This window comes from Thermococcus kodakarensis KOD1, assembly GCF_000009965.1.
Lineage (GTDB): Archaea > Methanobacteriota_B > Thermococci > Thermococcales > Thermococcaceae > Thermococcus > Thermococcus kodakarensis.
In genome coordinates this window covers 1,821,368-1,844,289 of record NC_006624.1, presented here as the reverse complement: position 1 = coordinate 1,844,289, position 22,922 = coordinate 1,821,368, and the positions used below count along the sequence as shown (strand labels likewise).

General features: G+C 53.6%; 23 protein-coding genes and 1 pseudogene. 11 read left to right on the top strand and 13 right to left on the bottom strand.

Translation table 11 applies throughout. The annotated features are described in order from the left end of the window. Positions 1-61: 61 nt before the first annotated feature. The 4 genes from TK_RS10270 to TK_RS10255 all read left to right on the top strand — a co-directional run bounded on the left by TK_RS10270 (position 62) and on the right by TK_RS10255 (position 7,818). The gene (locus tag TK_RS10270; RefSeq protein ID WP_011250999.1) at positions 62-1,930 is read left to right on the top strand and encodes an alpha/beta hydrolase family protein; all 1,869 of its coding nucleotides are present in this window, start codon (positions 62-64) and stop codon (positions 1,928-1,930) included. A gap of 174 nt (positions 1,931-2,104) precedes the next feature. Further along, a complete protein-coding gene (locus tag TK_RS10265) occupies positions 2,105-5,083 on the top strand; it encodes a hypothetical protein (protein WP_011250998.1) in 2,979 nt (992 codons plus the stop codon). Positions 5,084-5,088: 5 nt separating this feature from the next. Further along, on the top strand, positions 5,089-6,411 hold the full coding sequence (locus tag TK_RS10260) for a tripartite tricarboxylate transporter permease (RefSeq protein WP_048053881.1): 1,323 nt from the start codon (positions 5,089-5,091) through the stop codon (positions 6,409-6,411). A gap of 6 nt (positions 6,412-6,417) precedes the next feature. Beyond that, complete coding sequence (locus tag TK_RS10255) at positions 6,418-7,818, top strand: metal-dependent hydrolase (RefSeq protein WP_011250996.1); 1,401 nt, start codon at positions 6,418-6,420, stop codon at positions 7,816-7,818. Here the strand turns inward: TK_RS10255 and TK_RS10250 are convergent. From TK_RS10250 to TK_RS10240, 3 genes are read right to left on the bottom strand one after another with little or no spacing between them, the layout of a single operon-like run. Beyond that, entirely contained in the window at positions 7,815-8,687 is an 873-nt protein-coding gene (locus TK_RS10250) for a class I SAM-dependent methyltransferase (RefSeq protein ID WP_011250995.1), read from the bottom strand. The two genes, TK_RS10255 and TK_RS10250, sit on opposite strands and share 4 nt — an antisense overlap. A 37-nt stretch (positions 8,688-8,724) precedes the next feature. Beyond that, positions 8,725-9,336, bottom strand: a complete 612-nt coding sequence (locus TK_RS10245) for a DUF257 family protein (RefSeq protein ID WP_011250994.1) — start codon at positions 9,334-9,336, stop codon at positions 8,725-8,727. Beyond that, on the bottom strand, positions 9,323-9,934 hold the full coding sequence (locus TK_RS10240) for a DUF257 family protein (protein WP_011250993.1): 612 nt from the start codon (positions 9,932-9,934) through the stop codon (positions 9,323-9,325). Before TK_RS10240 ends, TK_RS10245 begins: the two co-directional genes overlap by 14 nt. A 135-nt stretch (positions 9,935-10,069) precedes the next feature. Between TK_RS10240 and TK_RS10235 the strand changes: the two genes are divergently transcribed. Then, positions 10,070-10,771 carry an RAD55 family ATPase gene (locus TK_RS10235; protein ID WP_011250992.1) on the top strand — a complete coding sequence of 234 codons (702 nt, stop codon included), beginning with the start codon at positions 10,070-10,072 and terminating at the stop codon, positions 10,769-10,771. After that, on the top strand, positions 10,768-11,220 hold the full coding sequence (locus tag TK_RS11690) for a hypothetical protein (RefSeq protein WP_011250991.1): 453 nt from the start codon (positions 10,768-10,770) through the stop codon (positions 11,218-11,220). Before TK_RS10235 ends, TK_RS11690 begins: the two co-directional genes overlap by 4 nt. On the opposite strand, the gene TK_RS10225 is transcribed toward TK_RS11690, so the two are convergent. Both TK_RS10225 and TK_RS10220 read right to left on the bottom strand, forming a co-directional pair. Next, positions 11,217-12,149 (bottom strand): dipeptidase, encoded by a 933-nt coding sequence (locus TK_RS10225; RefSeq protein ID WP_011250990.1) that lies wholly within the window; start codon positions 12,147-12,149, stop codon positions 11,217-11,219. The two genes, TK_RS11690 and TK_RS10225, sit on opposite strands and share 4 nt — an antisense overlap. 4 nt (positions 12,150-12,153) lie before the next feature. Beyond that, positions 12,154-13,227 (bottom strand): hypothetical protein, encoded by a 1,074-nt coding sequence (locus TK_RS10220; RefSeq protein ID WP_048053765.1) that lies wholly within the window; start codon positions 13,225-13,227, stop codon positions 12,154-12,156. A 53-nt stretch (positions 13,228-13,280) separates the two neighbouring features. Here TK_RS10220 and TK_RS10215 point away from each other — a divergent pair, with 53 nt between their 5' ends. Both TK_RS10215 and TK_RS10210 read left to right on the top strand, forming a co-directional pair. After that, positions 13,281-13,850, top strand: coding sequence for a DUF531 domain-containing protein (locus TK_RS10215; protein ID WP_011250988.1), 570 nt, complete (start codon positions 13,281-13,283; stop codon positions 13,848-13,850). After that, a complete protein-coding gene (locus TK_RS10210; RefSeq protein ID WP_011250987.1) occupies positions 13,811-14,305 on the top strand; it encodes a signal peptidase I in 495 nt (164 codons plus the stop codon). The genes TK_RS10215 and TK_RS10210 overlap by 40 nt, the downstream gene beginning before the upstream one ends. 62 nt (positions 14,306-14,367) lie before the next feature. Here TK_RS10210 and TK_RS10205 read toward each other — a convergent pair whose 3' ends face one another. Next, positions 14,368-15,195, bottom strand: coding sequence for a DMT family transporter (locus tag TK_RS10205; protein ID WP_011250986.1), 828 nt, complete (start codon positions 15,193-15,195; stop codon positions 14,368-14,370). 32 nt (positions 15,196-15,227) lie between these two features. Next, complete coding sequence (gene gcvT, locus TK_RS10200) at positions 15,228-16,424, bottom strand: glycine cleavage system aminomethyltransferase GcvT (RefSeq protein WP_011250985.1); 1,197 nt, start codon at positions 16,422-16,424, stop codon at positions 15,228-15,230. 102 nt (positions 16,425-16,526) lie between these two features. Between gcvT and TK_RS10195 the strand changes: the two genes are divergently transcribed. Further along, entirely contained in the window at positions 16,527-17,363 is an 837-nt protein-coding gene (locus TK_RS10195) for a universal stress protein (RefSeq protein WP_011250984.1), read from the top strand. 92 nt (positions 17,364-17,455) lie between these two features. On the opposite strand, the gene TK_RS10190 is transcribed toward TK_RS10195, so the two are convergent. Beyond that, positions 17,456-18,043, bottom strand: a complete 588-nt coding sequence (locus TK_RS10190) for a DUF99 family protein (protein WP_011250983.1) — start codon at positions 18,041-18,043, stop codon at positions 17,456-17,458. Beyond that, positions 18,040-18,354: a divalent-cation tolerance protein CutA gene (gene cutA / locus TK_RS10185; protein WP_011250982.1), complete on the bottom strand. Its 315-nt coding sequence runs from the start codon at positions 18,352-18,354 to the stop codon at positions 18,040-18,042. Before cutA ends, TK_RS10190 begins: the two co-directional genes overlap by 4 nt. 70 nt (positions 18,355-18,424) lie before the next feature. On the opposite strand from cutA, the gene TK_RS10180 reads away from it, so the two are divergent. Continuing rightward, positions 18,425-18,700 carry an acylphosphatase gene (locus TK_RS10180; protein WP_011250981.1) on the top strand — a complete coding sequence of 92 codons (276 nt, stop codon included), beginning with the start codon at positions 18,425-18,427 and terminating at the stop codon, positions 18,698-18,700. Here TK_RS10180 and TK_RS10175 read toward each other — a convergent pair. Then, positions 18,684-19,278: pseudogene (locus tag TK_RS10175) on the bottom strand (regulator of amino acid metabolism, contains ACT domain protein). The gene TK_RS10180 and the pseudogene TK_RS10175 overlap by 17 nt on opposite strands. A gap of 101 nt (positions 19,279-19,379) precedes the next feature. Between TK_RS10175 and TK_RS10170 the strand changes: the two are divergent. Continuing rightward, positions 19,380-20,264 carry an ADP-dependent ribose-1-phosphate kinase gene (locus TK_RS10170; RefSeq protein ID WP_011250979.1) on the top strand — a complete coding sequence of 295 codons (885 nt, stop codon included), beginning with the start codon at positions 19,380-19,382 and terminating at the stop codon, positions 20,262-20,264. Here the strand turns inward: TK_RS10170 and TK_RS10165 are convergent. From TK_RS10165 to TK_RS10155, 3 genes are read right to left on the bottom strand one after another with little or no spacing between them, the layout of a single operon-like run. Beyond that, the gene (locus tag TK_RS10165) at positions 20,251-21,069 is read right to left on the bottom strand and encodes an ABC transporter permease (RefSeq protein ID WP_011250978.1); all 819 of its coding nucleotides are present in this window, start codon (positions 21,067-21,069) and stop codon (positions 20,251-20,253) included. The two genes, TK_RS10170 and TK_RS10165, sit on opposite strands and share 14 nt — an antisense overlap. After that, positions 21,056-21,823 carry an ABC transporter permease gene (locus TK_RS10160; protein WP_011250977.1) on the bottom strand — a complete coding sequence of 256 codons (768 nt, stop codon included), beginning with the start codon at positions 21,821-21,823 and terminating at the stop codon, positions 21,056-21,058. The genes TK_RS10165 and TK_RS10160 overlap by 14 nt, the downstream gene beginning before the upstream one ends. A 29-nt stretch (positions 21,824-21,852) precedes the next feature. After that, a complete protein-coding gene (locus tag TK_RS10155; RefSeq protein ID WP_011250976.1) occupies positions 21,853-22,821 on the bottom strand; it encodes a daunorubicin resistance protein DrrA family ABC transporter ATP-binding protein in 969 nt (322 codons plus the stop codon). Positions 22,822-22,922 lie beyond the last annotated feature (101 nt).

Here is a 22,922-nt window from a genome sequence, read left to right as displayed (position 1 = left end):
AGTTTAAAACCTTCCGCAAACGATATAAGCTTCGGCTCAAACATAATTCGGTGATATCGTTATGAGCAGTATCGAATGGAACGAGAAGACCTTTTCTAAGTTCGCCTACCTCGGCGATCCCAGGATAAGGGGAAGCAAAGTTGCCTACGTTCTCACGAAGGTCAACATGAAGGACAACAAATACGAGAGCACCGTTGTGGTTGAAGACCTTGAGAGAGGAACCAAGAGGTTCGTTGAGAACGCCTCAATGCCGAGAATTTCTCCGGACGGGAAAAAGCTCGCATTCATGCGTTCCAACGAGGAGAAGAAGGAGACCGAGATATGGGTTGCAGATATTGAGACCCTCAGCGCAAAGAAAGTCCTCTCCGCCAAAAACATCCGCTCAGTCCAGTGGAACGACGACTCGAGGAGGCTTCTCGTTGTGGGCTTCAAGAGAAGGGATGATGAGGACTTTGTCTTCGATGACGACGTTCCCGTCTGGTTCGACAACATGGGATTCCTCGACGGCGAGAAGACCACCTTCTGGATACTTGACACGGAGAGCGAAGAAATCCTTGAGGAGTTCGAGAAGCCGCGCTTTTCCAGCGGGGTATGGCACGGCGATGGAGTAGTTATCAACGTCCCGCACAGGGAAGGGAGTAAGCCGGCCCTCTTCAAGTTCTACGACATCTACCTATGGAAGGACGGAGATGAGGAAAAACTCTTCGAGAGGGTCTCATTCGAGGCTGTTGATTCCGACGGAAAGGCCATCCTCCTCCACGGAAAGAGGGAGAAGAAGTTCATGAGCGAGCACGACTGGCTCTACCTCTGGGACGGAGAACTTAAGCCCGTATATGAAGGTCCGCTCAACACAGGGAGTGCAAAGCTCGACGGCGGGAAAGTCTACTTCACGGTTCCCGACGCTGGAAGGGTGAACCTCTACCTCTGGGACGGTGAAGTTAAGCCGCTCATCGTCGGCGACCACTGGATAATGGGCTTCGATGTCCATGACGGAAGGATAGCACTCCTTATAGAGACAGCAACGAGGCTAAGGGAGCTCTACCTCTACGATGGCGAGCTTAAGCAGATAACCGACTACAACGGGCCGATATTCGCGAAGCTTAAGACCTTCGAGCCGAGGCACTTCCTCTTCAGGAGCAAAGACCTCGAGATAGACGGCTGGTACATCAGGCCCGAACTCAATGAGGGAGAAAAAGCCCCGGTCATAGTCTTCGTCCACGGCGGGCCGAAGGGGATGTACGGCCACTACTTCAAGTACGAGATGCAGCTGATGGCGAGCAAAGGATACTACGTCGTCTTTGTAAACCCGCGCGGGAGCAACGGCTACGATGAAGACTTCGCTTTGAGAGTTCTCGAAAGGACGGGCTTGGAAGACTTCGAGGATATAATGAACGGCATAGAAGAGTTCCTCAAGCTTGAGCCCCAGGCAGACCGCGAGAGGGTTGGTATAACGGGCATAAGCTATGGAGGTTATATGACGAACTGGGCGGTAACGCAGTCAGACCTCTTCAAGGCAGGCATAAGCGAGAACGGGATAAGCTACTGGCTGACCAGCTACGCATTCTCGGACATAGGCCTCTGGTACGATGTCGAGGTAATTGGCCCTAACCCGCTCGAAAACGAGAACTATCGCAAGTTAAGCCCTCTGTTCTACGCAGACAGGGTGAAGGCGCCGCTCCTCCTCATTCACAGCCTTGAGGACTACCGCTGCCCGCTCGACCAGAGCCTGATGTTCTACAACGTTCTCAAAGACCTTGGAAAGGAGGCATACATAGCGATATTCAGGAGGGGAGCACACGGCCACAGCATCCGCGGAAGCCCGAAGCACAGGGCCAAGCGCTACAAGCTCTTCATCGAGTTCTTCGAGAGGAAGCTGAAGAAGTACGAGGAAGGCTTTGAGGTTGAGAAGATTCTGAAGGGGGACTCCTGACGCTCTTCTCACCTTATTTTTCCTTGACAGTGCAAGGGCTTGAGAGTTACAATATCTGAAAGTCATGTTGAATCCTACCCAGTTCTGCCCACCTCTGAATTGATTTGACACGAAAGTGTTAAAAAGGCCACCCACCAACCCCTCCGCTACGTTAAATAATCGGAGGTCAGGTTTATGGCCGGCGAAAAACAAGAGAAAAAGCTGTATTATCACGGCCTAAAGGAACAGAAGAAGATCGACGTATCGAAGCTGAAATACCTCTCCCTTCTGCTGTCGGTGATTGGGGTCGCGGTGCTCCTGGTGGCTGCTCAGAGCGCCCAGGCCCCGCTGATGAAGGTCAGCGACGTCACTGGCAACTACATGATGAACTACGCCGTCGTAAGGCTGAGCGGAACCATCTCGAGCGTTCCCTACGTATCGGAATCCGGCGGTAAGCTCTCGCTGACGTTCACGATAGACGACGGGACTGGTCAGATGGACGTCAGGGTTTACTCGCCGCTCGCGGATGAAATGGTTGAAAAGGGCGTGATCCCGTTCCCGGGAGACAACGTCACCGCTGAAGTGCAGCTCCGCGTTAGGGAGACCTACACCTATGCGATACTCCAATATCTCGGGGGCCTGGAATTTAATAACAAGCTCTATTCCGAGAGTCCCAAAACAGTGATGGAGCTCACCGAGAACATGAGCAACACCTACGTCGCCGTTCAGGGCGTCGTTACCGAGTTCTCCAACGTCAGCTCCGGCTACCTCCTGACGGTTGATACTGGAGTTGCGCCCGTGACCGTCCTCATACCGAGGGTTCTCCTCATCAAAAACAACGTTTCTGTGAAGGTTGGAGACACGGTTTATGCTCCTGGTATCGTTTACCTCTACAAGGGAACCTCCCCTGAAATCGTCGTCAGGTCGCTTGAGCAGTTCAACGTGACGCCGATAGAGAGCGCGCCGCTCGTTCCGCTGGCGGAAGCTCCTGGCTACGTCGGAATGGTCATGTCAGTTCAGGGCAGCCTCACGGGAATAACCTACGAGAGCGGCCGCTACGTCCTCACGCTCACCGACGGAACCAACTACCTCGAAGTTCTCGTCCCGAGGGAAGTCCTCGCCAACCTCAACCCGTTCGAGCTGGCAAGCGGAAGCCTAATCAAGGCCGCTGGAAAGATGGGTGACGACGGCAGGCTCGTCGGCGCGTATCTAGGGGTCATTGAGGCCGTCAAAACGGAGTTCCTTCCGATTGGAGTTTTAACACCCGACATGAAGGGCACGATAGTGGCAGTCAAGGCGAATATTGAAGACGTCCAGAACGTCGGTTCGAACCTCAAGCTCGTCGTGAGCGACGGAACGGGGAAGATAGACGTATTCATACCGTCGGCCGCCCTCAGGGAGCTCTCCAACGAGACCCTAGCAGACCTCAAGGAAGGGCTCGGCGTTGAGGTCGCCGGCTACCTCGACGAGTACCGCGGCAGCCTGGAGGTAGTTGTCTACACGGGCAGCGGAATAAAGGCACTGGGAAGGCCAGTCGGTTCTTCAGAAGTCGAGCTTCCAAAGGTTAAGGCCTCGGAGCTTGGAAAATACACTGGAAAGCTCGTTGACTTCGTCGGCTCCCTCCAGGGACTCACCTACGCCAACGGAACCTACTACCTGAACGTTGACAGCGTCACCGTCTCCATTTCGAGGGACGTCCTGATGGCCCTTAACCCACTCGACGCGGGTGAAGGAAGCGTCCTCGTCATAAGGGGGTTCGTCAAGGATCCGAACAATCTCAAGGGAGAGTCCCTGACCGTGCAGGCTGCGGTTCCGCCAGTTCAGATAAAGCCTGAGGACGTTACATCGGACATGGTGGGCAAAGTAGTGGCCGTCGCGGGCAGGGTCACGGACGTTGCGAACCTCAGCGGCAACCTCAAGATAACCCTTGGAAGCCTCCCGGTGTTCGTGCCAAGGACTACTGCCAACGAGCTGGCCTACGTCCCACAGGAGGGCGACCTAGTTGAGATAGGCGGCTACGTTGAGCTCTACCGCGACGAGCCTGAGATTGTCGTCTTCCACCCAGAGGCCATCAGAAAGATAGGGGCGAGCGGGCCAGTTGAGGGAACGGTATCTGACCTCAAGAGCGCAACCGAGCCGCTCCTCCTGACGGTCACATGGGACTCCCTCTCCTATGAGAGCGGAGAGTACTACCTTGGAATCCACGACGACACGGGAAGCACGACCGTGACGGCAACCAAGGATCTCCTACCGAACCCGCTCGAAGCTGCCACTGGGAGCACTCTCAAACTCGTTGTCGACCCGCTCTCCGGCAGTGTAACCTCCCTGGAGATTGCAAAAGCAGTTCCACCGAAGCTTTACCAGACTGGAGAGGTTACGCTCGACATGAAGGGTAAGGTCATAGCACTCAACGCGACAGCAGTCAAGGTAGCGGCAGTTGGAGACAACCTCAAGCTCACCCTCGACGACGGAAGCGGTGGGATAGCGGTGTTCATACCGAACGGTGCAGAACTGAGCGTTGACGAGGGCTCAGTGGTCTATACGGCAGGCTACGTGGAAGAGTACAACGGTGCACCGGAGCTCGTAGTGTACACCACCGAGGCAGTGAAGGTCGAGGGAGCACCATCGCAAGGAGGAACTGAGACCACCAAGGAGGTCACCGTTTCAGAGCTTTCCTCAGCTACTGGCCAGGTGAACCTTACCGTGGTCTGGGATAGCTTGGACTACGACAACGGCTACTACATCACCGTCAGCGACGATACAGGAAGTGCCACACTCTCAATCAGCCGCGAACTCCTCCCGAACCCGTTCGAGGCCGGAACGGGAAGCAGGATAGAGATAACCTACGACGCCGACGCAAAGAAAGTGGTCTCACTCACCGTCATCGAGGCTATACCTTCCGAGACTTACAAGACTGGCGACGTCACCCTCGACATGAAGGGCAAAACAGTAATCGTTGAGGGCACGATCAAGGACGTTTACGAAGGAAGGACTTTCATCAAGCTCACGATAGACGACGGAAGCGGGGAGCTGGTTATCTTCATCCCGAAGAGCGTCGGAGGAGACCTAACCTTCAGCGAGGGACAGACGATAAGGGTCGGAGGCTACGTGACTGAGTACAAGGGGACGGTTGAGGTCATCCCGTACACCGCCGATGCCATAGAGGTGAGGTGATGGCCGTGCTCCCCCTCTCAGATCTTTTAATCTGGTCGTTCGCCGGCGTGCTCTTCGGCTCGCTGATATCCTGGATTCCAGGGTTCCACATCTACAACATCATAGCCCTACTGGTGGCGGTCTTCGGCGTGGGTGAGCTCATGCCAGTCCAGGCGTTCCCGTTCTTCGCAGTGGGAGCCATAGTCGCTTACGCCTACGTGAGCGCAATTTCCAGCGTCTACTTCAGCGTTGCTGACGAGAGTGCAGTGTTCCTCCTCTTCCCGACACAGAGGTACCTCCTCCTCGGCAGGGGGCATGAGGCGGTACTGCTCTACCTCATCGGGGCCGTTGCGGGAACGCTGATCCTCGTCCTCGGAATGCTCTTCGTATTCCCCAAGGTGCTGCCGCCGATATACCAGGCGACCAGCCCGTACATCACCTACTTCCTCGTGGCCATCGTCCTCTTCATGTTCATGAGCGAGTGGCCCAAGGAAGGCGACAGGGGCAAGACGGTGAAGGAAAGGCTCTGGCTTGCCTGGAGGCAGATACTCGGCGGAATCTTCGTGTTCTTCCTCTCGGGGATACTCGGGTTCATAGTCACGAACACCAACATCCTGCCAGCGACTAGTGCTTACACGAGGCTAACGCCGATGTTCATAGGCTTCTTCGGAATGTCGTGGGTGATACTCAACATACTCTCCAACCCGCCGATGCTCCCGCAGAAGCCCGAGGACAAAGTCGAGAGCAGTATCTACAACACCCTGAAGGCCAGCTTCGGAGGTGCCCTCGGAGGGACAATAGCTGCAGTTTATCCGATAATCACTGGAGGTATGGGAGCAATGGTAGCGGGGCATATGACGAGCCAGCGCGGCGACGACGCATTCATCATCAGCCAGGGCGTCAACAGAGTCCTCTACTACGTCGGGGCCTTCTCACTTCTCTTCCTGCCGAACCTGAGGCTCACGAGGGGAGCTGGAGCGTGGCTCGTCAGCTCCCTCTACACGCCCAAGAGCTACTCGGAGTACATAGCGGCCATCGGCGTCATCCTGCTCGCCTCTGGAATAAGCTTCCTCTTCACCTACGGGCTTTCAAGGCTCATAGCGAGGAGCTTCAACGTCATGCACATCAAGAAGGTCTCCTACTTCGTCGCGGCAGTGCTCGTCGTTATCTCCTACCTCCTGACGGGCTGGATGGGAGTGGTCGTGCTCTTCGTCTCAACTGCCATCGGCCTAATGGCGGCTGCCTTCAACACGAGGAGGAGCTACTGCCTCGGCGGCCTCATACTGCCAGTACTCCTCAGCATGACCGGACACACAGAAGTGTTCATGCACCTGCTCGGACTGGGGTGATGTGAGATGAGGGGTTTCACTCACTACATATCGGGCCTCGCCGCGGCGACCTTCTTCCCCGCCCTAGTTGCCGACATAAGGATGGGCACTCTGGCAGCGGTCATAGCGGCGGCTTCGGCTTATTTCCCTGACTTCGTGGACTTCAAGTTCGGCAAGTTCTTCGCGAGGAGGGACTACGAGATAGACCCGGCTCCATGGGACGAGAAGAAGCACTACGCGCCCAAGCTCGTTAAAATAAAGGATCTGAGCGAGAAGAACCGCTACCAGTTCTTCGCCATCGAGGGTAGGGTCGAGGAGATACTCACAAAAGGCTCAGGGACGATGTCCTACGAGGTCTTTGATGAGAAGGGCAACGTGAAGACGGTAACGGAAGAGTACAACACGATAGTCTTCATCCTCAATGACGGGACTGGAAAGATAACCGTTGAGGCCTTTGGAGACGACTACAAGATCTTCGAGGAGGAGTTCGGTCAGATCGAAGAGGGCAAAGAAATGCTCGTGTTCGGTTACGTGGACGTTGATCCAGACGGCTCGCTGAGGTTCGTCGTCAGCGATGCCCCGCACCCGCAGGGAATCGCCGACATCATAGCCGAGGCAATAGAAAAGGCCTACGAAGAGGGCGAGAAGATAGTCAAGATACACAACATCCGCCTTCCGGGAGACGTTTACAGGCAGTTCTGGATACACCTCGACCCGCCGAAGAGGGAGGTAAGGGTCGAGATGGGGCCGATAGTCACCCCCGGTGGGGTCGCCATTGGGGGCGAGCCGCCGGAGTACAGGAAGTACGGAATAGCGAGGGTGAACGTGCCGTTCATCAAGACCTACCCGAAGCCGACGAGAATAGACTCGTTCTCAGGGCCAGAGATAGCCTTCAGACTCACAAAACACCAGGGCAAGACGGTGGTCAAGGACAGGTTCCTGCCCTGGCACCACGGCTTCAGCCACTCGATGACGATGGGAGTGATAATCGGTGCTGTGGTCTTCCTCTTGGCGAAGCTCTTCGGCTACAGCCACGCGACTGACCTTGCCCTCGCCTCGATGATAGGCCAGTGGCTCCACGTCTTCGAGGACCAGCTGGGCTTCATGGGCAGCAACCTCTTCCCGCCGATAACCAAGGACGTCATTCCAGGATTTAAGCTTGGAGAGAGCGGCAGTGGACTTACCAACTTCTCGACGGCCTGGCTCATGATAGCCCTTATGATATGGAACTTCAACCGCTTCACAGACCCGAGGCCGATACCGATAAGCGACGCAAGGCTGCTCCTCTACCTCATATGGCCCTCGATCATAGGCTTTGGAATAGCCATAGTCAGGAGCATCAGGCTGAGAAAAGAGCTGGCTAAACTAATGGACTACTACACCAACCTGGAAGCCTTCGAAGAGCTGGAAGAGGTCGGCGGGATTTAATCCCGCTGGCTCGCTTTTACTCCCTTTTCAGGCTTTCTTGCCACAACCCCAAGCGCTTCCTCGACCCTTCTAACGCCGACAAAACCGACTCTCCTCAGCCTTTCCATGACTCCCTTTTGGAGGTCTTTTCTCCTGTACTTCTTCCCCGGGTTGCCTACGTAGTGGAAGAGCCTTCCACCAGGCTTAAGAATCCTGAAAAGCTCCCTGTAGAACTCCTCTGAGTAGAGATGGCCCGCCAATGAGAAGCGCGGGGGGTCGTGGATGATCACGTCAAAGCTTGCTTGCTTGAACTTCTTAACTACCTCAAAGGCGTCCCCCTGGATGACCTGGATTTTCCCTCCCGTGAACAGCTCCCTGCTCCAGGGGTTTATCCTCGCTATTTCAATGACGTTGGGGTCTTTCTCTATGGTTATGACGTAGGCTCCCCTCTTTGATGCCTCGATAGCGGTGTAACCCAGCCCCATGCAGGTGTCGAGGACTGTTTCACCCTCCCTCGGCATCACAGTGTTCACCTTGTTCCTCGTGTCCTGGAGGGGGTTCATCTCCTTTGTTCGGTGCATTCGAATACCGTTTATCTCTATCGTCGGTGGAATCGTTGGGACGAGCTTGTAAAAGCCTGATTCACCCGCTATGGCCGCTTTATACACCCCACCGTTAGAAACGAAGTAGACCGTCCCATCGTCTCTGGCTATCTTCTCAAGAACTTCCCTCTCAACGAGGGTACCGTCCGGAAAAACCGCTCCTTCATCTTTTATCTCGACTTCTTGGACCCTGTTAGTTTTCCTTAGGTCGAGGTTGAGCTTGACATTTCCCCTTGAAGCGAGGAGCATTCTGGCCTCTCTGAACGTGATGTAATAAATCTCTTCCATGTTCCGAAATTTGAAAGGGTGTTAAAAAGGCTTCGCCTCAAAGCTGGAGGGTTGTCCCCTCCTCGTCAAGGTTTAGCGACTTCAGTATCCTAACTGAGCTGTCCTCTATCCTCAGGACGCGCGTGAAGGCTTCTTCAAGAAGTGCAAGGTACCCCTTATGCGCAAGTTCATAATTCACGAAGTAGAAAGTTTTCCTGTGCGGATTGCCAAGGAACCCAGCGGCCGCGTTCGCAAGGTAGAGAACGAACGAAGGTCTGTTGTCCTGGAGGGGAATAATCCTCTCGGGGTTCATTATAATCGTCGTCACGTTTTTGTTTGCGCGGTAATAACTGAGGAGGTTCGAAAGGAACTTGCTCATGAAAATCCCCGGATCCTTATGCGGATCCACGTCAATTACAATCCTCCCCCACTCTGAAGTGCCGCCCGCTTTTATCCTGGCTATGCTCTTCTCGGGCACATCTAAACCCGCAAACTTAAGCCACCTCAAAACGGGGAGTGCAGAGTCTATTATGTCAATCACCAGGATGTTGTCCCACCCGCTATTTTTTCCTATCTCGTAGAAGAGCACTGGGTAGGGCGAAATAGATGTGTGCTCGACGAGAACACTTTCTCCCGGCCTTAAAGTTTCTAAGTACTCACCGAACTTCAACGCTTTCACCCCCGGGTGTTTTTACGAGGCTGAGATCTGTTCCCCTCAGTCGGAGAACGTAGTCATAGTCCTGTTCGAGGCTCTTGGTGAGGTATTCGCTAGCCACTGAAGTGTTCAGGAAGATAACGTCCTTCACATCAGGATATTTCAGGTACCTTCTGTTTATCTTCTCAAAGTACCTCTCAAGCTTCGGGGGATTGTCCATGAAGGTAAAAGAGAACTTCTCCATTCCGAGGACTATCGTATGCTTTTTGCTCTCTTCCGGCACCTTTTTGGCTATTTGAGCGTATTTTGCCATATGGTAATCAAAATCCTCTATCTCATGGACTTCACCTACGATGTTACCAACCCTCGTGTTCCCAATTTCTTTAACAACTGGGAAATCTTCAACCTCGATGTTTACCCCCATCATCCGCAATTTGGACGTGAAAATATGGAGAGTGTCGCCAATGTCCACAATCAGAGGTATTATACCTTTCTCTCTCCAGCCGGTAATGATCTCAGCGAACACAAGCTCCGGGTGATCGAGGGAAGAATACTCCACTAAAACAAGCCCCCCGCCGCGCGCTTCGATGGTCTCAAGGATTTCCCTGAGCATTGATGCTCACCATAATCTATTCTGGCGTTCACCTTTATAACCCTTTCAACCCTTCAAGAAGTTGAATATTTTACCAAAACTTTCACGAAAAACTTTATAGGATTTTGAACCTACAATGAGCATAGGTGCTGCAACATGATTACTGGAAGGGTTGAAAGGGTTCCAACTGGTATCGAAGGGTTTGACCCCCTAATAGAGGGGGGTTTTGTTAAGTCAAAGTCATACCTCATCACTGGCCCTCCTGGAAGCGGGAAAACGACATTCGGTGTCCAGTTTCTGGTTGATGGTGCCAAAAGGGGCGAGAAGGTAGCTTACATATCCCTCGTCCAGGATCCTGAAGAGGTAATAAAGGACTACGAGCGTTTTGATCCGGCAGTCTGGAACTACGTCCAGAAGGGAAACCTGATACTGTACGACCTGGGGAAGGAGCTCTGGGGTTCGACCGCAAAGCCGCCCCAGTGGAGCAGTGTCATGTTCAGGATAAAAGATCTTGTCCGGGAAAGCAACATAACTCGCCTTGTAATAGACCCGCTCACGGCCATAGACTTCCCGACTTCTGACCCCGCTGAGAAGAGGGCAGAGCTTGCCACGTTCCTCAGGACAATGAGTGCCCTCGGGATAACCAGCCTTCTGATAGCAGAGCTGACCGACCTGGACAGGTACAGCGAGGAGCACTATCTCGTTGACGGCGTCATAATGCTCCACTACTACCTGGAAGGCAACGATATGGCAAGGGCAATCCAGGTTCTCAAGATGAGGAGAACAAGGCACGAGACCAAGATGTACCGCCTGGAGTTCGGACCAAAGGGCCTCGTTGTTAGGGGGCCAGTTTTATGAAGGAACTGCCGAAAGGGCCGCTCGACCTCAAAAAGATTCTTGCGGAGGGAGATCCTGTAAAGAAGGCCTACCTTCTGGGCTACTTTATAGCGTACTACGGCCATACCGACTGGGTCGGCGTATGGCGTGAGCTTAGAGATTCCGTCTTGGAGAGCGCTGAGGAGAGCGGCGTCTTAAGGAAGGCCATTGATGCCTACCGCAGGGGTAAGAAAGATGGCGCACACGACAGGGAGCTGGCAATCGCCCAAGGACTGTATAGGCCACTTTCCCCGGAAGAGGTTGAGCATGAAGTAAAGAAAATACAGGAAATCAGAGTTTTACCCCCTCAAACCAGAATACCCAAGATGCTCAGAGTTAGGCTGACAGGAGAGCCGAGGATGCTCCTGCGCTCCCAGATTATGGATCAGGTTAGAACCCTCAGCCTGCCAAGGTTTCTCGGGAGGCGTTAGGTGATTCTCTCGAACACCCGTTCGAAGTTTTTGAATGTTATCCCCTCAACTTCCTTCTTACTGAACCTCTCGTGGAGGAGATTTAACAGCTCCGGAATCTTTGACTCGTTCTCAAAGCCTTCAACGCTCTTTCCACCCCATTCCCTAAGGTAGTACACGAAGTCGAATCCGAGGCCCACGTGCTCATAGCCTATGAGGTCGGCCATATATTCTATGTGCTCAACGTACTTCTCAATCGTCGGCTTCTCCCTGTCCACGAAGGAGGGTATTGCAACGGCCCCAACAACGCCGTCCCTCTCCGCTATCGCCTTCAGCTGCTCGTCGGTCAGGTTTCTGGGGCTGTCGCAGAGCGCCCTGGCGTTTGAGTGGGACGCAATCACGGGGAAAGATGTGACGTCGAGCGTGTCCCAGAATCCAGCTTCGTTTATGTGGCTGAGGTCAACGACTATTCCCAGCTCTTCAGCCTTTCCGACCACTTCAACGCCGAACCTGGTCAGGCCGCCGTTGGTTCTCTCAAAGACGCCGTCACCGATGGCGTTCCTGAGGCTCCAAGTTAGAGTCAGAACTCGGAGGCCGAGACGGTAGAAGACCTCGAGGAGCTCAATGCTCTCGCCGATGGGTTCTCCACCTTCGAGGCCGAGCCACAGGGCGACCCTGCCTTCTCTGATCGTCTTCTGCATTTCCTCAACGTTCCTTACAAGCTCAAAGCTATCGCTTTCGTCGATGTCCTTGAGGAGGGTGTTCAACACCTCAAGCCCGTAGGCTGTTGCGTCCTTTCTCCGTTCGGGCCGCGTCCAGATGGCCATAACTCTGGAGGTTATCTTATCCCCAAAGAAGCGATAGTAGTTCCTCTCAAGAACCCTTGTTGCCCCGCTCTTTTTCTCATCGTAAACGAACGTCGGCAGGTCGGAATGCGCGTCGAATATCATCTGCTCACCCTATCTCAATAGCCTCGATGTCCCTTAAGGTTTGTGTCCTTAGTATTGGATCGGAGATTGCACCCGCTACTTTCCGGGCTGCTTCGAATTCTCCCTGCTCTGAGAAGGCCAGGGCTATCTTACGGAGCGCTTCATCCCTCTTTACTTGATCATCTATGAGCCTGACAAAGTAAAGGGCCTCCCGCAAGTACTCCAGTTCTGTCAGAATGAGTGCAATTGAATAGGCATTTGAGGGGAGAACTTCTGTGTTCTGAAGCTCGCTCAAGGTCTGGTTTGTCAAGTCTATATATTCGGGGTCGTTCACCATTTTCATCCACAGTGCAACCTCAAGCTGGCCCATAAGCACTTTCACGCCCTTAAACTTACGCCTTATGAGGGCCAAAGCATAGTGATACCTGCCTTCCAGAAGGGCCTTTCGTATCTCGGGCAGTCCAACGTTTTCGACTGTCTTTGTAAGCAGGAGTTTTTTCTCAACTATCGCCGCCCTCTGATTCACGCGGAGCTTGTCGAATATGTCAAAAGCTATCCTGTAAAACTCCCTCGCTGTTCTCGAAGGAAGGTCGTCCCCCGTTTTTTCAATAATCTCCCCAATCTTTATCAGTTCATCAACCTTCGTCCTGTAGTCAATCTCTGCCCTTGCTATTAAGTCGAATGCCTCGTCAAAAAGCTCCATTGCCCCATCGAGGTCTCCAGTCATTGCTACACTGCGGGCTATCTCCGCCACGACCTCCCCCTTTTCGAGCGGGTCTTCTATACCACTCGCCTCTTCCAAGGCCATATCCAGATACTCCTCTGCGCCGTCTTGATCCCCAAGCTTGAAAAGGGCAGCACCTATCAGTGCATAGCCGAGGCTCTTAACGTAGCTCTCTTTTGAGTTCTCTGCTATGTACTCCGCATCCTCAATAACGTCCCATACCCATTCTCCAAGACCCTTTTCCGCCATTATGAGCGCAATCTTAGTGAGTGCCCTAATCTGTTCCACTGGATCGTAGAGTTCTGGAACCCTTTGGATGGCCTCATCAAACTGTCCCCTCTCGGCAAGGGCAAGTATATCATCTATGCTCATCATGGATATATTTTTGGTACTCAATATTTATAAGGGTTCCTTGAAATTTCAAACCTATGGCAACGCTGACCCTTGCATTGTACAACACTTATGACACAAAACGTTTGCACGAAGCCCACCTGAGGGCAATAGCCAGGGCCGCGCCCATAGCGTATGCCTACGGGTTCCACTTGGCCCTCGTTGGCTTTCCGCTCGACGGAAAACCGATGGAGATAGCAGAAGAAGTCAGCAGGCATACCACGATCGGAGATGGGGGAAAGTACCTCCAGGAACTGGCTAAGGCAAACAAGTTCCACCTTCTCGAATTCCCTAAGAAGGGGTTCCCTCCACAGTTTGGGACTCCAGTTGCAACAACTAGAAAACCTTGGCCGGAGAAGGAGATAACCCCCCTCGACCTAACGAGGGAAGCGCTCTCGGGCAGAAGCTTTCTCCTCCTCATAGGGCTTGGACGGCACGGCCTGCCGGAGGAAATCTTTAAGATTGCAAGGTACCACATGGATGTGACTGGAAAGAGAACGAGCCTCGAAACGTGCACCGCGATGGGCGCGATAGGCGCTAGAATAGCAACGTACATGGAGGCGTTAAAATGGAAGAGTGGAAAAAAGACGTCGCATGGGTCGTTTTGACGATCATCATAGTCGCCGGCATACACTCGGGCCTCAGGTTCGTCCTCCATACCGATTCGCCCCTGGTCATAGTCGTCAGCGGCTCGATGGAGCCCGTCTTCTACCGCGGTGACGTAGTTCTTCTGAAGGGCGTCACCGACCCGTCGCAGGTGAGAGTCAACGACGTGATAGTTTACAAGCGCCCAGGTTACCCCTACCCCATAATCCACCGCGTTAGATACATCTCAACCGTGAAGCTCAATGGAAAAGAAGAGACCTGCTTCGTCACGTGGGGGGACAACAACCCTGTTCCCGATCCGCCATACCCAACTTCACAAGGCTCCCTTGAAGTCCGTATGCCCAACGGGATGATAGCCGGCTGCGTCCCTAGCTACGCCGTCGAGGCCAAGGCAGAGCTCGTGTTTCCGAAAATCGGGCTAATTCCGCTGTGGATAAGGGAAAGAATAGGGTTATGACCTTTTAAGGGGATGATGTGAGGGTAGGTGGCTGAGAAGTGATGACCTAATCGGCCCTGACCCTACTTCTTTCCAATAACTATTCCAGTGACTATCAGAACGAGCCCCAGAATCGTTGAGAAAGCTATTTTCTCTCCCACAATGAGGGATATAAAAAAGAGGCTCAGGAACGGCACAAGGTAGGCTATGCTGGAGGCGAATGCCATATCCCCCTCAACCGCCCTATACCAGAGCAGGAAAGTGACCCCCATCTCGAAGAGCCCGACGTAAACTGCCCCCGCCAGGCCTTCCAGCGGCGGGAGCTGGAATTCTCCGCTCACCAGAACCAGCGTTGAAACGTAGGCAAACCCGAAGAGAAAGTTCCAGAACATCTTCTCCACGAGGGGCCTCTCGTCGCGGAGGTTCAGGAGCCAGTAGGAAGCCCAGATAACGGCACTCCCAAGGCCGAGTGCAACCCCCAGCGGGTCAGAGAAGGTCAGGGACGTAAGCTCACCCTTTGTCGCGATAACCAGCGCCCCCGCGAATCCAACGAGGAGACCGAGCACTGTTCTCGGTTCAGGTCTCCTTCCGAGGAGCGGGATGGAGAGCAGGACGAGCATTAAGGGCCACGTGTAGTTGAGGGCCTGAGCTTCCTGGGCGGGCAGTCTGTCGTATGCCGAGAAGAGAACGAGATAGTAAAGGAAAGGGTTTATAAGCCCAAGATACACCGAACGGAGATCCCTCCGGTCGAGAGAAAACTCCCGGGAATGGAGAAGTCCGAAAACCAGCAGGGAAGTTAAAGACGCATAAAACAGTAGCTGAAGTGGAGTAAGATGCCTAAGCGAGAGCTTGAAAGCGGATGCGACCGTTGACCAGAGGATAACAGCGAGGACAGCATGTTTCTTTGACATCGGAGAAAAAAATGAGAGGGAACTTAAAAAGCTCACTCCTCCCTGAAGGCGCCGTACTTCTTGGGGTCGTAGAAGGGCGGAGCGACTGTGACCGCCTTCTTGGGCTTGCCCCTTATCTCGACCTCGATTTCAACGCCTGGAACCGCGTACTCTGGCTTGACGAAGGCTATTCCGATGCCTATGCCGAGGAGAGGTGAGAGCGTTCCGCTGGTGACCTCACCGATGAGCTCACCGTCCTTGTAGACCTTGTAGCCCTCCCTAGGGACGCCTTTGTCAACCATCTTGAAGTGCACCATCTTGCTCGGCAGTCCGCGCTCCTTCTGCTTGAGGAGGGCCTCCTTTCCTATGAACTCCTTGTCCCAGAAGATCGCAAAGTCGAGGTTGGCCTGGAGCGGGGTAACCTCGTCTATGTCCGTGCTGAGGAGCTGCTTCTCCTTGGTCTCGTTTCCGTACAGGGTGTATCCTGCCTCAAGCCTGAGGGTATCCCTCGCTCCCAGTCCGGCCGGCTTTATGCCGTACTTTTCGCCGGCCTCAAGGATGGTCTTCCAGACGTGGAGGGCCTTCTCGGGCTCTCCCCTCTTGCTCGGGTCTGGGTGGTACGGGTTTGCATCCTCGAAGTAGACCTCAAAGCCGTTCTCTCCCGTGTAGCCGCTCCTCGAAAGGAGCATCTTTATGCCGTCGAGCTCAACCTCCTTGGCCTGGAACCACCAGAGGTCGTTGATGTCTATGCCGAAGAGCTCCTTCGCGAGGTCTCTAGCTTTGGGCCCCTGGATTGAGAACATCGCCATGTCGTAGGTCTTGTTCTCTATCTCGAGATCTATGTCGCCGAACTTTTCAATTCCGCGCTTGATGGCGTTGAACCAGGCGTCGAGCTTCTCGAAGGCGTCTGAATCACAGACCATCATGTAGGTGTCATTACCCATGTTGAAGACGAGGGTCTCGTCCTTTACGGCACCTCTCTCGTTGAGGACGAGCGTGTAGGTTCCGCTTATCGCGGGCGGCTTGCTTATGTCGTTAGTAGTAACGTACTGGAGGAACTCCAGAGCGTCCTTACCGCGGAAGATGAACTCGCCCATGTGGGAAACATCAAAGATGCCAACGCCGTTCCTAACGGCGAGGTGTTCCTCCTTTATGCTGGAGTACCAGATGGGCATCTCCCAGCCGGCGAACTCCTCAACTTTCTTGGCATGTTCCTTATGCCAGTCGAATATGTGAACTCTCTTGACCATTGCAATCACCGATAAAACTCCGACCTGAGCGTTATAATCCTTTCCAATGCATGGACAAATCTAATAAGCATTGAAGTACAAAAATATACTGGGGTGACCAGAATGTTTGAGAAGATTTTGTACCCGACCGACTTCTCGGATGTATCACTTCATGCCCTTCACAACTGCCTCCCCGACCTGTTTGAGCTGGGTGCAAAGGAGCTCCACCTGCTTCACGTCATAGACATAACGGTCGCAGAACTCCAGGCCTTTGAGCTTGAAGAGATTTACAAAAACAAGCTCGAAGAGCTTGCAAAAACTCTCAGGGAAAAGGGGATTGACGTCAAGACTTCCGTGAGGATCGGCATTCCCTCCCTTGAAATAGCGGAGGAAGCGGAGAGCATAGGCGCTGACCTCATCATCAGTCCAAGTGTGGGCGAGAACGTCTGGAGGCAGATGTTCCTGGGAAGCACGGCTTCAAACCTCGTCAGGGCCACGAGGAGGCCAGTGCTCCTCCTCAAGTACTCAAAGAAAGACGACTCCTTTGAGCTCCCCGTGAAGTGTTCAGAGCTGTTCCAGAGGCCGCTTGTTGCGCTGGACTTCTCAGAGTGCTCCGAAAAAATCACGAATGCCGTTGCAAAGTTCAGGGAGCTAATTGAAAAGGGAATCCTGCTCCACTCGGTTGACTACGGAAAAATAGATGAGCTGGAGAGCAACATAGAGGCAGCGAAAAAGCGTCTAGAGGAAATTGCAGAGAAACTCGGAGTGGAGTTCGAAAAGGAGGTTATGGTTGGAACGGCCAGTCAGGCCATAATAGGAACGGCCCTAGCCAAAAAAGCAACGCTCATAGTCATCGGCAAGAAGGGCAGGAGCATAATCAAGGAGCTCATACTCGGCTCCACAGCGGAAAGGGTCATAAGGGACTCAAAACTCCCGGTGCTCCTCGTTCCGTGTGAATGAGACCTCAGACTGGAACGGCTTCCACATCAACTTCGGTAGCTACCCTGTTGCCATCATCGGTCGGCTTTAACTTTTTTCAGTCCTTTATAAACCTACTCCCGTTTGCTCTCGCCCGTCATCACGGCGCTTGCTATCATGTGAGCCAACCTTAAGGGTTCAGGGATAAAACCCGTTCTCGTCGTGACCTTAATCACCTCAGCGGCCGTTTTCTCGTCTAAACCAACAGTTTGGAAGTAGAGCTTATCCGGTACAAGTTCAACAAGAGGGGGAGTCTTTCTGAGCAGGGCTATTCTCTCTTCCGCATCACGGAAGTGCTTTCTCAGGGCATCTTCCATTGCCAGGATATCCGGTTTCTTCCTAACGACTACCACCACGGGGAGACCCGTCTCGTTGTGGAGCCTCTCAAGGTCAACGACGTTGAACCCGGCGTAGGTTATCCCTTTGAGAAGGATAACCCTCAAGTCCTTGAACCGTGATGAGTTCACGGAGTTTATCATAGCGTCGGTAACGTCCCTTCCATCAACGGTTATCCAGCGCGAGAGAACGCCAACGACCTCAAGGGAGCCTTTCATCACGACTCCAATCAGTATCGTCTTTTCATGCTTCAGCTTTGAAGAAAAGGAGAAGGTGCCGTCGTCGAAGCCGAGTACTCTGATCTGGGGCTTAACCTTTCGTATCATCCGAAGAGCACCCTCGCCATCCACTCGGAGTACTCGCGGTTGAGCTTGTCGAGATCAATCCTAGCTATCATCGGAACATCGTAGGGGTGGAGCTCCTTTATCGTCTCCCTCAGCTCCTTCCACTTGCTAACTTCGGTCTTGTAGATGGCGCCGACTTCCTTCCCTTCCTCGATCTTGCCCTCCCACCAGTACATAGCCTCGTGCTCCCTGAGGTTTGCGCAGACTATCAGCTTTCTTTCCAGGAGCTCCCTGGTGACCTTTCTGGCGCTCTCCCAGTCTGGAAACGTCGTGTAAACGATGATCGCCTCCATATGCCCACCCAATGATAGATATCGGGCAAAGCTTAAATCCCTTGCGGGAGATTTTAGAACGGGATGTGTGATGAAGCGGGTAAGGGCACACCTTAGAATATACGGAAGGGTTCAGGGGGTTGGTTTTCGCTGGAGCATGAGCCGGGAAGCCAGAAAGCTTGGAGTCCACGGATGGGTCAGAAACCTGCCGGATGGGACGGTGGAAGCCGTTATCGAGGGCGATCCTGAAAGGGTGGAGGCTTTAATAGGATGGGCGCATCAGGGGCCGCCGCTGGCCAGGGTCACAAGGGTCGAGGTAAAATGGGAAGAACCCGAGGGGCTGGAGGGCTTTAAGGTCGTTGGGTGAGACTCTCAAGCAGCACCCTCTTCGGGCAGTACTTGACCTCACAGTAGTTGCAGACGAACTTCTCCTTATCCTTTTCAGGTGTGTGGAGTATGAGCCTCTTGAAGCCTCTGATTGTCTTTATTTTGCCAAATGTCTCGGTTGAGAGCGTTCCATCTATGACTATGTAAATCTTGCTTGTTTCTTCCCCTGAGGTTCCTTCCAAAGACCTCCATGATGGGGGTGTTGTCTTCGGCGAGCAGCCTGAGCACGTCTGAAAACGCCATCTGGTACTGATCCTTCTCAACGTCTATCTCCAGGACTTCCCAGCCCATAAGGGGGGCGACGTCTATCAGGCTCGGGAGCGGGTTCAGTCTCTCAAACACAAGCTTAAAGGGGTAGGTCTTTTCTATGTACTCTATCGTATGGTAGATTATCTTCCTGTTTACGCCGATTGCCCTTGCCAGCTCGCTTATCGGTACCTCGACGTTCTTTATGTAGATTTTACCGTTCTTCACGCTCAGTCCGTTCTCAAACAGGAACTCCGCGACCTTTCTCCTCGCGGGATAGTTCTTAAAATAGGCCTCAAGTATGAGCATCATCTTTGTTCACCTCTTACTCATATGTGGGTAGGAATGGATATTTAAATCTTTTCCCCAAGTGTTATAACCTCCCAGTGCAATTCCCAATTTTGGTGGTGAAAGTGAAGCTGGACGTCATCGGCATCGGCAACCTGAACTACGACATAATATTCACGCTGGAACGCTTTCCAGAGTTCCATGAGAAGATCAATGCCAGAGGTGCCCACTTTGGACTGGGCGGTGCAGCAGCCAACACGATAAGCTGGCTCGCCCACTTCGGCCTTAAAACGGGCTACATAGGGGCGGTGGGAAACGACGACGTTGGAGAGATGCACATCAAATACTTCCAGGGCATCGGGGTTGATACCGGCGGAATAGACGTCGTTGAAGAGCCCTCGGGCGTGGCAGTTGCGATGGTTGCAGGGGACGACAAGAGAATAGTCAAGTACCCCGGGGCAAACCTCAGGAGGAGGTTCAAGCCCGAATACGCATCGAGGGCCAAGTTTCTCCACCTCTCATCCAACCCGCCGGAGCTTATAGAGGAAGCAGTTAATTTCGCGAGCCAGAGGGGAATAAAGGTCTCCCTGGATATAGGTGAGGCGCCGCTCCCGCGGGAGCTTGAGAGCAAGGTGGACTACCTGATGATGAACGAGGACGAGTACAGGCGCAAGTACGGGAGCCTTGACCCGAGTCTTTGCAGGGCCAAGAACCTCGTGGTCACGCTGAACGGCGGTGGTGCGCTCGTCAGGGAGGGGGATAACGTCTTCGAGGTCAGGGGTCTGAGTGCGAAGGTAGTTGATTCGACGGGCGCTGGAGATTCCTTCGATGCGGGCGTTATCTACGGCGTCCTCAACGGCTGGTCCCTCCTCGACTCCGCCAAGCTTGGAATGCTGCTCGCGTACCTGACCGTCCAGAAGGTTGGGGCGAGGAGCGCCATAGTCCCGCTTGAGGAGGTAAAGAGGATAGCAAGGGAAGTCGGCCTGGATCTGCCCTTCAATAGGACTTGAGGCCAACGATTCTCGCCTGCTTTTCACTCCATTTATAGATGAGATACCCCAGAACGGAATACAGAAGGGATATCACGGCAAGGTACCAAAGTTCGCCCGTGCTTGAGCCGTAGCCGTACACCACGACTTTTCTCAGGGCCTCCGTTGTCGGCGCATAGGGGAGGGCCTTCGCCAGAGTTTGGAGGGCCCTGGGAAGAACTGAGAGGGGGTACATTGCGCCGCTGAGGGCAAAGACGAGCATCTCCAGGATGCTTATGAAGGGCCCCGGGTCTTTAAGGTAGAGCACGATACCAGCGGCCGCCATACCGAGCCCGACCATCCCAAGGCTTCCGAGGAGCAGAACCGGGAGGGCTTTAAGGACTACCAGGAGGTCAATTCCCAGCCCGAAGAGCAGCTTGAAGACTGGGAGATAGATCGCCATGTAAAGGAGCGAGAGGAAGAGCCTAACCAGGACGTTGCCGAGGAAGAACGTTATCCTCTTCATCGGGGCGGCAAAGGAGTACTCCAGTGTTCCCGCGTACAGCTCGTCAACGACGCTCCACACAAAGCCGCTGAGGAAGGTCAGACCAAAGCCGAGAACCAACAGACCTAGAACCGCGAATGCCACGTAGTCGGAATACCCGGTGAGCCTCTGGAGGGCCTCGGAGTTCCTCTTTCCGGTAAGTCCAAGCCCTATGAGGAGGGCCTGTCCAACGAAGAGGAAGCCCATCCCTATGTCGCTGATGAACCAGACCTTATAGCTGAGGAACACCCTCCAGCTCTTCACTGCGACGCCCCAGAGCGCCCTGAGTTCAGTAACCTCCATAACCTATCACCCTGGTTAACCTCTCTGCCCACCGGAACAGGAGATAACCAATCAGCCAGTACAGTGGGGCAAGAATGACCAGCCACCCAATAGAGCTGGAGGCCTGTGAATATCCACCTCCAGAGAATATGGTTCTGACAGTTGAGATTGCATGAGTAAGGGGAATGAACTCCGCGAAACTCCGCACCCAGTTCGGCATGAGGGTGAGCGGGAAGAAGACGCCAGAGAAGAACAGCATTCCGAACTCAAAGAGCTGGGCGAACGGGCCTATATTTTTCAGAAGCATTACGAGGCCCGCAAAGAGGAACCCAAAACCAAGAAATGCCAGAAGGGAGAGGAAAATCACCGGGAGGGATTTGAGGATAATCACAGCGCTGAGAGGGATTTTAAACAGAAAGACGCCAAAGAGAAAAACGATGAGCATGAGTATTGAATCCATGAGCATCCAGCTGAGGGCCAGGCCGAGAAGGATGGCCGTCAGGCTCGAAGGGGAAAGGACGTTCGTCTCGAACGTACCTCTTTGGAGTTCCCTCCGAACTCCCCATACATAGGCCTCTATGGGCGATGAAGAGACCCACCAGAGGGTATAGCCGATGAGCGCGTACGTCGGGTAATCCCCAAGCCCTGTTGAGGCCTCCAGAAGCGCCGAGTACCTCCCGCCGAGGACCGCCTGCCCGAAGTAAACGAACTGGAGGAGAAAGACTATGCCGACGAGGACGGAACTTATAACCCTCAGGGGATAGCGGAAGAACATCCTGAACTCCTTTTCGATCACCGCCGATATCAATCCCTCAGCCCCCTTCCGGTCAGCTTTATGAAAACATCCTCAAGCGTCGGCTCCTTTCTCTCGACGGAGACCACTTTAACCTGATTTTTGACGAGCCACTCGACCAGCTTTGGAAGGTCTTCCTCGTCAACGCTCCCCCTAAGCACTGTTCTCTCTTCAGTACTCTGGACGACTGCAAGCTTCCAGGGGGATTTTTCGAGAAGTGCTGGATTGAATTCCCTCACCGCGATTTCAACTGTTTCCTCGTCTTTCACGAGCTTTTTCAGGCCCTCGGGAGTATCAAGCGCTATGATCCTTCCGTGGTCTATGATGGCTATCCTGTCGCAGAGCTCCTCTGCCTCGACCATGTAGTGAGTGGTCAGGAGCACGGTCTTTCCCTCTTCCTTTACGAGCCTCTTCACGAAGTCCCTGACAAAGAGAGCGCTCTGAACATCCAGACCAAGTGTGGGCTCATCGAGGAAAAGCACCTCGGGGTCGTTTATCAGGGCCTTCGCTATTGCAAGCCTCTGCTTCATACCGCGTGAATAGCTCATCACGAGGTCGTTCCGTCTCTCCCAGAGCCCGACCAGCTTCAGAAGCTCTTCAATTCTCTTCTCCATCTCGGATTTCGGGACGTAATAAATCCTCGCAAAGTACTTGAGGTTCTCATAGGCGGAGAGCCTCCAGTAGAGCGTCCTCTCGCCCTCGGCCACAAGGTTTATCCTCTTCCGAATTTCCCTTGCATCTCTTATGAGGTCGAGTCCGAGTATTTTGGCGCTCCCCCCGCTCGGTTCGAGGAGCGTCGTCAGCATTTTTATCGTAGTCGTTTTTCCCGCACCGTTTGGGCCGAGCAACCCGAAGAGCTCTCCCCTCTTGACCTCGAAGCTTATACCCTTAACTGCCTCGACCCATTCAACCTTTCGGAAGGGGAGGGGAATCTTCTTGGGGTAGCTCTTTCTGAGGTTGTTAACTTCAACGGCCTTCATATCTCTACCCGACTAAACTCAATCCGATATCTAAAAAAGTTGCTTTCATAACTTTTAAATAGGCAGGTACAAGACTCATTAAGAGCGAAATAGAAAACCCT